We start from the raw sequence: 10173 nt of genomic DNA, 5'->3' as shown, positions 1-10173 counted from the left end.
CGAGGCGCTTTTTGCCTCAAGTGAAGGCGTGAAATGACCGACTGTTCTAGCCGCTGGAGCTAGACAATGAAAAAAGTTTTTTCAAAAACGTTCTCCTATATAATAATTAATATATATGTTTTTAAATTCATTATGTACACAACATAAAAAAGGACAGCACAAAGGCTGTCCTTTTTCTTCGACTATAATTAGTCTTGGTTTGTCATTTCTGCATATTTTTCTGCAGTTAATAACTTCTCAACTTGGCTTGCATCAGAAAGTTCAACTTTAACCATCCATGCACCCTCGTATGGAGATTCGTTAACTAGTTCTGGTTGGTCACTTAATTCTTCGTTTACTGCTACAACTTTACCACTTACAGGTGCGTATAATTCAGAAACTGTTTTAACAGATTCTACGCTTCCGAATGGCTCGTCAGCTTGGATTGTTGCACCTACTTCAGGAAGTTCAACGAATACGATATCGCCTAACTCACCTTGTGCAAAATGAGTAATACCGATAACAACCGCATTACCTTCTGTTTTTACCCATTCGTGTTCTTCAGAGTAACGTAAATTATTTGGAATGCTCATGACTGTACCTCCAGTGAATGTATTAATTATGTAAAAATACCTTATTGGTATTTTTTCCACGCACTTTCAAACTGCTCTTCGTTAAAACCAAGTGTTACACTCGTTCCATCTGTTACAATTGGACGTTTAATTAACATGCCATCAGATGCTAAAAGCTCGTACATTTCGTCTTCGCTTGCATCCTTTAACTTATCTTTTAAACCAAGTTCGCGGTAACGCATTCCACTTGTATTAAAGAATTTTTTTAATGGTAATTCACTTTTCTCATGTAAATTACGTAAATCTTCTTTTGACGGTGGATTTTCAACAATATGAATCATCTCATATGCTACATCGTTTGCCTCAAACCATTTCTTTGCTTTTTGACATGTGCCACACTTTGGATATGAATAAAATGTTACTGTCATAAATTCACCTACTTTTTTACTAACCTTTACCTTTATCATATAGAAAACATTTTATTATTTCAAACGATTATTCGCTAAACTTTTACTTATTTCGTGATAATTTTTAATAATCCTGCTAATTTTTCTTATTTTTCCGCCATTTATTAAGAAAAAATAAATATATAATTTTTTTAAAACTTTTTTCTCATTCCATGCCGAACATATATCTTAAACAAATGTTTGATTAATTTCATATTTTTCTACCTCAGCCTTTGGAATACGTAGATTCTTTCATACCGAACATATACCTTAAACAAACGTTTGATTAATTTCATATTTTTCTACATCCACCGTTGAAAAATATGACTTTTCCCATACCGAACATACCTCTTAAACAAACGTTTGATTAATCTCATGTTTTTCTATATCACCGTTGGAAAACATGATTTTCTATACCGAACATATATCTTAAACAAACGTTTATTTAAAAAATAAGAAGCCCTTTTACAGGCTCCTTCATCATCGACTTAAATAGTCCGAAATGGTTTGAAATACTACTATATACATATTATGAATATTTTGATTGGAAACCGTATCATTATATAACCCTATACCCCAATATTGTCCTTCGGGTCTTCCCATATTCACAAAACCTTGCGTATACATCATTGCCCTATCCCTTGGAGCATTGTCAAAATCTAAATCTTTTTCAGTAAAAATCAAATACGGTCTATCTTGTAAACCAATAAAAAACACCGGCTTCTTTAACGATAAAAATAAGTCCGTATACTGTTCCTTTGATGCTTCTTGAAAATATTCTTTCATGACGAGAAAACCATCAACTTTTTCGGATTTCTCCTGCATCTCTTCTAACTTCACGTTTTCAAACTTTATATTTCTAAATGTATCTTTCGGCTTTTCACCAACAACTCCAATGACGAGCGCTCTCCCGTTATATTCTAATGTATCTCCTTCATTATCCTTGGCACATCCAGTACCCACTAGGCATAACAATATAAAAAATAAGAAATAAAGTGAACGCTTCATATAGCACCCTCCCCCTCTTTTAAGTCAAGTGACAAAAATGTAAGGTGAATTCAAGAAAATGTAAGTGAAATCGATAGCCCAATTGGATTTTCTATATTATAATCAATTGAATTTATTTACATTACTAAAACATAGGAGATTATCATGAAGAAATTTAAACTTTCATCTCTTCTTCCGTTAAGTTATATACTTCTACTCGTACTCGTAAGTCCCCTTTACGATGTATTAAATAAATCTACTGTTCACGCAGTAGATGTCACAACTGTAGTAGATGATTGGATTCCATTTGTGAAAGCATTTATTATTCCTTACTTACTTTGGTTTCCATACTTATACGGTGCACTTATTTATTACTGTTTTGCTGATCGAAAGCAATATTATGTCACTTTAAGTAGTGTAATTCTTGGAAAACTTGCTTGTTTTTCGATTTACTTTTTTTGGCAGACAACTGTGCCACGCCCAACCGTCGTTGGAACAGATGTATTTTCCGAACTAGTCCGCTATATTTATAGTATTGATCAACCAGTAAACTGTTTCCCAAGCATTCATGTCCTTACGACATTTGTAATTATGTTAGCTGCCTTTAAGCGTAGAGAACAGCATGCTTTGGAATATTACATCCTTACTTTCTTCGGTACGCTTATTATTTTATCAACGCTATTTACGAAGCAGCATGCCTTTGTAGACGCCATTTCTGGAATGACGCTCGCAAGCATACTATACTTCGGTGTTCAACTATTATTAGCAAAAGAAACAGTACGCGTTCCAGTAAAACGAAATCATAAAATGTAAAAAAGCAGACTGTGGCTTCAGTCTGCTTTTCCCTATATTAAGGAGATTTTCAAATTAAGATTGCGGTACAGTCATATCACCAGAATGAATACGACCTGCTTTTTTAAGAGCAATGTAAAGTATATAAGAAACCGCTACTGGGATGATGATATAAGTGATTATCATCGCTGGGACAACCTCCCACCCTTGGCTGGAAATTAAATTAATTGGTGCGATAAGAGAGCTTAATCCAAGACCTGCAATTTCTTTTCCTGCTTCCAGTTGGAAAATCAATGCTGATACTGGGCCCACTATAGCACTGGCGACAACAGTTGGGACGAGAATCATTGGATTTTTAGTAATGTTCGGCAACTGTACTTTTGGAGTACAAAGTGCCTGAGCTAATATGCCACCTAAATTATTTTCTTTCGCTGAAATAACAGAGAATCCGATAAATTGAGCAACACATCCTGCAAGTGCTGCACCTCCCGCAACACCATCTAAGCTAAGTGCTATCGCTAAAGCAGCTGATGAAGCTGGAGAGATAAGTAATAGTCCCCAAACTACAGCAATCACGACAGAAGCGATAAATGGGCTACCAGCTGAACTATCTTTAATGAATGCTCCAACTGTATTTAAAACTGGGCTAATATTTTGAGCTAACCAAATACCGACTAAACCAGAACCTAATATTGCTGCAAATGGAACGAGCATCATATCTAAAGCAGTTTTTCCACTTAATCGTTTACCAATATAAACTGCTAAAGTCGCTGTTAATAATGCACCGATCGGTTCACCTGTTTTAATGATGAGACCAGCTTCAGTAATTGAAATTGAACCAGCTCCAATTGCTCCAGCTACCATCGCCGAGAAAATTACGAGCCCGTTTGCACCGAGCATAAAAGCAATCCCGGCTCCAATTGCTGGTGCCATAAGTGATTTTGCAACAACTCCGATTGTAATAAGTAATGGGATATCAACAATTCTTCCTATATTTTCGATCAGTAAACCAATTCCAAGGGATACGAAGATACCCTGTGCGATTCCGGCAGAAGCTTTAAACACACGAGACATTATATATTCCTTCATTTGTTTCACCTTCTCCTATAATTTAGTAACTAATTGTTTTCATATAATCGCGTAAAACATCGTTTGATTTCGCAAAGCGGCTTTCTTCATCTTCTAATAAGTTCAGTTCTACCACTTCTCTTATACCGTCTCTAGTAATAATTGCTGGTACTCCTGTACAAATATCGTATTCGCCATATTCACCATCTAAAATAGCTGAAACAGCGATAACACGGTGATCATCATTGAAAATTGAGCGCGCAATATAAGCTAAAGAATTTCCAATTCCGTAATAAGTAGTTCCTTTACGCTTATAAATTTCCCATCCAGCTTTTGCAGTCTTCTCCACAATTTCATCTAAATCTATTTCACCAAATCGTTCTTTTTGTTCCTCTAAAATTTGCAGAATCGGTTTTCCACCAACAGTTACGTGAGACCAAGCAACCATTTGAGAATCACCATGTTCTCCTAATGAATACCCATGAATACTGCGAGGATCTACATGTAACATTTCAGATAAAATTGTTCTTAAGCGAGAAGAATCTAGTGATGTACCTGTACCAATCACACGATTTCTAGGTAATCCAGATAGCTTCCACACTTGATATGTAATAATGTCAACTGGGTTCGATGCGAGTAAGAAAATGCCATCAAATCCACTTTCCATTACGCCGCCAACAATACCTTCCATAATCTTAGCGCTTGCTCCTAAAGTGTCTAAACGACTTTGTCCAGGCTTCGGCGCTGGTCCTGCTGTAATAATGACAATGTCCATATCTTTGCAGTCTTCATAACTTCCTGCATATACTTTTGTTCTTGTATTTGTAAAGTTAATGCAGTGCGATAAATCCATCGCTTCTCCAACTGCACGTTCATGATTTATATCAATTAACAATAGCTCTTCGCAAATCCCTTGGTTTACAATGGAATACGCACAGCTTGATCCAACTAATCCAGTACCGATAATTGCAATTTTTCTTGTGTTTCTATTCATAGCAATCTCTCCCAATTGATTATGTAGTCTATTTCTTTCGTTCTTTACACTCCTAATTATAGAGGTTCTCACGATAGAAACCATGGATACTTTGTGAAATGTTGAGCAAAGTTTTTGTCCTTTTTGTGAATTGTTATATTTAATTTTTGTCATATTTGTTACAACTGGAAAAATATTTATTATGTATTTATTGACATATACCAAACAAAAAAACGAGCGAATCCATTCGCTCGTTTCATTCATCGCGCTATTCCGCACTTAATTGACTTTTTAATTGTTGTACAATCATTGGATTAGCAGGCGCTGCCGGCTTATAATAACTTTTTTGCTTTGCGTATTCATACATATTACGTTGACGAGATTCATCTTGATTACGAATTTGAATTAACGTTTGATGTAACTGTTCATTATCAGACTGAGAAATATAATTTGCATAACTTGTTAAACTTGAATTTAACCCTGCTAAATAATCGTTTACCATATCTTTTTCATTCATTTCTCTCTTCCTCCTATCCTAAAAAAGTCATTAACTGCTGTTTCGTATTTCGTGCATCTTGCGCATCCTTTTGTAGCATTTGTTTCAACTCTGGATCTGTACAAGCCTGTGCATACTGGTCCAATTTGTTAATAATCGTCGCATGACCACCAATTAAATGACGTAAGTTTTCTACTTCAAGCTCTGTTAAATTTTGCATAGAACATACCCGCCTTTCTTTTTTCATTCGTCATTAGTATTTGGTTTTTTTTGGATTGTATGCATAAAAAAAGTCGCAGTATACAAAGCCTAATTTTCATTTTTTTACACGCGTGTTCGAATATGCAAAATTACATATTTTTAACTTTTATTTTCACATTAAAATATAGGCATATACTATAAAATAATTAACATGAAAATCCCTTTAAAATACTTCTCATTCTTTGCAATTCCACCATTTTTCTTATTCATCATCTCTCGTCTTCTTTTACACCAAATAATAAATTATTAATGAAAGGAGAAATAAACATGAAAACACATGACTTCCTTACAGAAATCCAGAAAGGCTCTGAACCTAATCCATATCAAGATCCTATCGTATTTATTTTCCTTTGTTTTTCCTTAGCCATATACACATTTTTAAAACCAGCAAAATAATATCATCTAGCAAAAAGAGCCTCAAAATTATTTGAGGCTCTTTCTTGTTAAATTCCTTTCCGCTTCTTCAATCGCCCGTTGCATTTGCACTAACGGATCTTTAATCATCTTCCCATGCCCTGTCGCTAATATAGACGGCTTATACTCCAGCAATTTCTGAGCGCTTGTTAATGAAACTTCTGCATCCCACGTACCAAACATAGGAAATGGAAAAAGCCAATTTAATTGCCCTGCTACCGCCACTCCTCCTCTCGTTTGAAATGCATCCCCAACAATGAGTGCATCATTTCTCGTGTCTAAAAACGCCATTGATCCCGGTGTATGACCTGGAGCTGCAATTGCTACAAGAGAACCAATTTGATCTCCCTCTTGAAGAAGAATATCTGGAATCGTCTTTATCCTTTTTGACACACTTACTTTTACCTGCGTGTCTGGTTCCCCTATTTGCAGTGACAAATCCCCTTCAAGTAAACTTGCATCTCTTTCAGAAATATAGACCGAAACATTCGGCAGTTCTTGTTTTATAGCATCAAGCGCTCCTACATGGTCATCATGTGCATGTGTTATAACAATATTCGTAATCGGTTTTCCTAGTTTTTGAGCCGCTTCTAAAATCTTCTTTGCACAAAATGGCAAAGCTGCATCAATTAACGTTAATCCTGTTTCTTCTTCGACAAAGTAACAGTTAATCGGAAATAGACGCGGTAAAAATGCTATTTGATGAACTGTTTCTACCTTTATTAAATTCATCTCCTTTACCTCCATGAAAAAAAAGCTGTTTACAAATACATATGTAAAACAATCCTTTTCAAGAATCCATCAACAAAAAACCAGCAGCCAACCGGCTACTGGTTCTCTTTCATCTATTAAACTGTGTAACGCTCATCTTCTAAAATTTTCGCAGCGATTTCACGCTTCTTCGGAATTACATTAAGTGGCGTGTGGCGAGTTAATTTACGTAATGATGATAACATCATGCGCAGCATGTCGCCATTTTCAACTGCGATAAGTGTTTCTTTCGCATCTGCTTCGATTTCGTTGAATGCTTCTTGGCAGAATACTTCAGTGTATAATACTTTTTGTTTATTCTTTTCAAGACCAGTTGTTTTAATTGCTTTTTCTGTACGAAGAAGAGCTGATTCCATTGCGTAAAGGTTACTTACGATGTCAGCGATATTCACAAGAATTTCTTGCTCTTTATCTAATGCTTTACCGTATTTTTGAGCTGCTAATCCAGCTACCATTAAACCGATTTTCTTCGCGTTCTTTACTAAATATTTTTGAAGTGCTAATGGCTCATCGCCTACTTCTTCTGGCATCATCATCATTAACTCTTCTTGTAATTTTTGTGCTTTTTGAAGAAGTGGTAATTCACCTTTCATCGCTTTACGTAAGAACGTACCTGGTACGATTAGGCGGTTAATTTCGTTCGTTCCTTCGAAAATACGGTTAATACGAGAATCGCGGTACATTCTTTCAATCTCGTACTCTGCCATAAATCCATAACCACCGTGAATTTGAACACCTTCATCTACTGTATAATCTAACACTTCAGAACCGAATACTTTATTTAAAGAGCACTCGATTGCATATTCAGCGATAGAAGCTGCTACTGCTTTACCGTCTTTTACTTCTTCTTCAGATAACGTGCTCATGCGGCTTTCGAATAAACCTACTGTACGATATACAGAGCTTTCAGCTGCATATGTTTTTGCTGCCATATTCGCAAGTTTCTCTTGAATTAATGGGAAACGAGCGATTGGTTGTTTGAATTGTTGACGTTGGTTTGCATATTGTGCTGAAATTTCTACTGCACGTTTCGCAGATCCAACTGTACCAACTCCTAATTTATAACGGCCGATATTTAAAATGTTGAACGCGATAATATGACCTTTACCGATTTCACCAAGTAAGTTTTCTTTCGGTACTAACGCATCTTCTAAAATTAACGTACGAGTTGATGAACATTTAATACCCATTTTCTTCTCTTCAGGGCTTGTAGATACACCAGCGTATTCTTTCTCTACGATAAATGCTGAGAAGTGCTCGCCGTCTATTTTTGCGTATACGATAAATACGTCAGCGAATGCAGAGTTTGTAATCCATTGTTTTTCACCATTTAATACGTAATGTGTACCTTCTGCATTTAAACGTGCAGTTGTTTTCGCACCTAATGCATCAGATCCAGAACCTGGCTCAGTTAATGCATATGCAGCTAATTTTTCACCAGTTGCAAGTAGTGGTAAATATTTTTTCTTTTGCTCTTCGTTACCGAATAATACGATTGGTAACGATCCGATACCGACATGAGCACCGTGAGTGATTGCAAAACCACCAGCACGCGAGAATTTCTCTGCGATTAACGCTGAGCTTACTTTATCAAGGCCAATTCCGCCGTACTCTTCTGGTACGTCAGCGCCTAATAAACCAAGTTCACCAGCTTCTTTTAAAAGACGCACAGAACGATCAAACTCGTGTTGCTCTAAATATTCAAGCTCTGGAAGAACTTCATTTACGATAAAGTCCTCTGTCGTTTTTGCAATCATTTTATGCTCAGATGAAAAATCTTCTGGCGTAAACACTTGATCAATCGTAATCTCATCAACTAAAAAGCTACCGCCTTTAACCGCACTTCCTACTGTTTTTTCCATGAAAATTTCCTCCTTTATATTTTCATAAGTCGCTTTTCTCATTTTGAAAGAAGCTAGCTCTCATTTTTATTTTTTATAACCTTTTGTTGCTTCCATTCTTTGCTTTAGCGTCCTGTCGTTCTGAGTAAGCCGCCTGCGCTTTTTTTAAATCTAGTTCCGGTGGCTTCACTTCTTCCTGCGAGGTAAAAAGCGCCTCTACATCTGAAGCTCCATCCCCCTCACATTCTGAGCGAGCCGCTTACACTTTTTTATAATCCAGTTCCGGTGGCTAGAACAGTCGGTCGTTTCACCCCTTCCTGTGAGGCAAAAAGCGCCTCTTCGTCAGGGCTTCCAACGCCCTCTTGTTCTAAGCAAGCCACCTGCACTTTTTATAATAATTCAAATACTCCCGCTGCTCCCATTCCGCCGCCGATACACATTGTTACGATACCGAATTGTTGGTTGCGGCGTTTCATTTCGTGAATAAGGGATAGTGTTAGTTTTGCTCCTGTACAGCCAAGTGGATGTCCAAGTGCGATTGCACCGCCGTTTACGTTCACTTTTTCTTCATCTAAACCAAGTTCACGAATAACTTGGATAGATTGAGAAGCGAATGCTTCATTTAGTTCGAATAGACCGATATCAGATAGCTCTAAACCAGCTAATTTTAACGCTTTCGGAATTGCAGCAATTGGACCGATACCCATTATTTCTGGTGGTACACCAGCTACTGCAAATGAACGGAATTTCGCAAGTGGCTTCATGCCATCGCTCACTGCTTTTTCACGATCCATTAATAGTACAGATGCTGCTCCATCACTCATTTGTGAAGAGTTACCAGCCGTTACAGAACCACGAACGTTAAATGCTGGACGTAATTTACCTAAAATGTCTAGCGTCGTCTCCGCTCTTACACCTTCATCTTGTGCGAAAATACGTGTTTCTTCTTGCAGTTTGTTGTTTGCTCCAACAGTGCGTAACATTACATCTACAGCTACTGTTTCATCCGCAAAGTTCCCTTCAGCTAATGCTTTTGCAGCACGTTGATGACTTCTTACCGCGAATGCATCTTGCTCTTCACGAGAAATTCCATATTTCACAGCAACTTGCTCTGCTGTATGTCCCATACCCATATAATATTCTGGAGCTGCTTCTACAAGGCGACTATTCGGACGAACAACGTGCCCCATCATTGGAACTAAACTCATTGATTCCGCTCCGCCTGATAATACAGCTTCAGAGTGCCCTAGCATAATACGCTCTGCTCCGTAAGCGATACTTTGTAAACCAGAAGAACAGTAACGGTTAATTGTAATAGCTGGAACATCGTAAGAAAGTCCTGCTAGCCCGCCGATATTACGAGCCATATTTAAGCCTTGCTCTGCTTCTGGCATCGCACAACCGAAAATTAAATCGTCGATTGGCCCTTCATAATTCGCACGCTTTAACGTTTCCTTTACTACTAACGCCCCTAGATCGTCAGGACGAACTGTTTTTAATGAACCCCTCTTTGCTTTTCCAATTGGTGTTCTTGCTCCCGCAACAATGACAGCTTCTCTCATGAACGATATCT

The 10173-nt window shown here is 37.3% G+C and carries 12 protein-coding genes; 2 read left to right on the top strand and 10 right to left on the bottom strand.

Annotated features, from left to right (window positions below):
* Nucleotides 1–188: 188 nt before the first annotated feature.
* The 3 genes from gcvH to JTF23_RS09535 all read right to left on the bottom strand — a co-directional run bounded on the left by gcvH (nt 189) and on the right by JTF23_RS09535 (nt 2005).
* Nucleotides 189–572 (bottom strand): glycine cleavage system protein GcvH, encoded by a 384-nt coding sequence (gene gcvH, locus JTF23_RS09545; RefSeq protein ID WP_000026895.1) that lies wholly within the window; start codon nt 570–572, stop codon nt 189–191.
* 41 nt (nt 573–613) lie between these two features.
* Entirely contained in the window at nt 614–979 is a 366-nt protein-coding gene (locus JTF23_RS09540) for an arsenate reductase family protein (RefSeq protein ID WP_002159990.1), read from the bottom strand.
* Nucleotides 980–1477: 498 nt separating this feature from the next.
* Nucleotides 1478–2005, bottom strand: a complete 528-nt coding sequence (locus JTF23_RS09535) for a hypothetical protein (RefSeq protein ID WP_002159989.1) — start codon at nt 2003–2005, stop codon at nt 1478–1480.
* 144 nt (nt 2006–2149) lie between these two features.
* Here JTF23_RS09535 and JTF23_RS09530 point away from each other — a divergent pair, with 144 nt between their 5' ends.
* A complete protein-coding gene (locus JTF23_RS09530) occupies nt 2150–2797 on the top strand; it encodes a phosphatase PAP2 family protein (protein WP_078173444.1) in 648 nt (215 codons plus the stop codon).
* Nucleotides 2798–2851: 54 nt separating this feature from the next.
* Here the strand turns inward: JTF23_RS09530 and JTF23_RS09525 are convergent, their stop codons facing one another.
* The 4 genes from JTF23_RS09525 to JTF23_RS09510 form a co-directional block, all read right to left on the bottom strand.
* Nucleotides 2852–3865 (bottom strand): PTS sugar transporter subunit IIC, encoded by a 1014-nt coding sequence (locus JTF23_RS09525; RefSeq protein ID WP_088079624.1) that lies wholly within the window; start codon nt 3863–3865, stop codon nt 2852–2854.
* A 22-nt stretch (nt 3866–3887) separates the two neighbouring features.
* On the bottom strand, nt 3888–4838 hold the full coding sequence (locus JTF23_RS09520) for an L-lactate dehydrogenase (protein WP_483862070.1): 951 nt from the start codon (nt 4836–4838) through the stop codon (nt 3888–3890).
* A 247-nt stretch (nt 4839–5085) separates the two neighbouring features.
* Nucleotides 5086–5334, bottom strand: coding sequence for a spore coat protein (locus tag JTF23_RS09515; protein ID WP_002034620.1), 249 nt, complete (start codon nt 5332–5334; stop codon nt 5086–5088).
* Between the two features lie 13 nt (nt 5335–5347).
* Entirely contained in the window at nt 5348–5533 is a 186-nt protein-coding gene (locus tag JTF23_RS09510) for a hypothetical protein (RefSeq protein ID WP_002112687.1), read from the bottom strand.
* Nucleotides 5534–5841: 308 nt separating this feature from the next.
* Between JTF23_RS09510 and JTF23_RS28110 the strand changes: the two genes are divergently transcribed.
* Nucleotides 5842–5970, top strand: coding sequence for a hypothetical protein (locus tag JTF23_RS28110; protein ID WP_016106542.1), 129 nt, complete (start codon nt 5842–5844; stop codon nt 5968–5970).
* Between the two features lie 27 nt (nt 5971–5997).
* Here JTF23_RS28110 and JTF23_RS09505 read toward each other — a convergent pair whose 3' ends face one another.
* From JTF23_RS09505 to JTF23_RS09495, 3 genes are all read right to left on the bottom strand, one after another.
* On the bottom strand, nt 5998–6720 hold the full coding sequence (locus JTF23_RS09505; protein ID WP_204208600.1) for an MBL fold metallo-hydrolase: 723 nt from the start codon (nt 6718–6720) through the stop codon (nt 5998–6000).
* 116 nt (nt 6721–6836) lie between these two features.
* Entirely contained in the window at nt 6837–8621 is a 1785-nt protein-coding gene (locus JTF23_RS09500; protein ID WP_088079627.1) for an acyl-CoA dehydrogenase family protein, read from the bottom strand.
* 368 nt (nt 8622–8989) lie between these two features.
* The gene (locus JTF23_RS09495; RefSeq protein ID WP_002112692.1) at nt 8990–10162 is read right to left on the bottom strand and encodes an acetyl-CoA C-acetyltransferase; all 1173 of its coding nucleotides are present in this window, start codon (nt 10160–10162) and stop codon (nt 8990–8992) included.
* Between the last annotated feature and the right edge of the window lie 11 nt (nt 10163–10173).

Source organism: Bacillus sp. RIT 809 (assembly GCF_016892495.1).
Lineage (GTDB): Bacteria > Bacillota > Bacilli > Bacillales > Bacillaceae_G > Bacillus_A > Bacillus_A cereus_U.
Note: the sequence above shows the minus strand (reverse complement) of the source record. Positions and strands in the feature narration are given on the sequence as shown.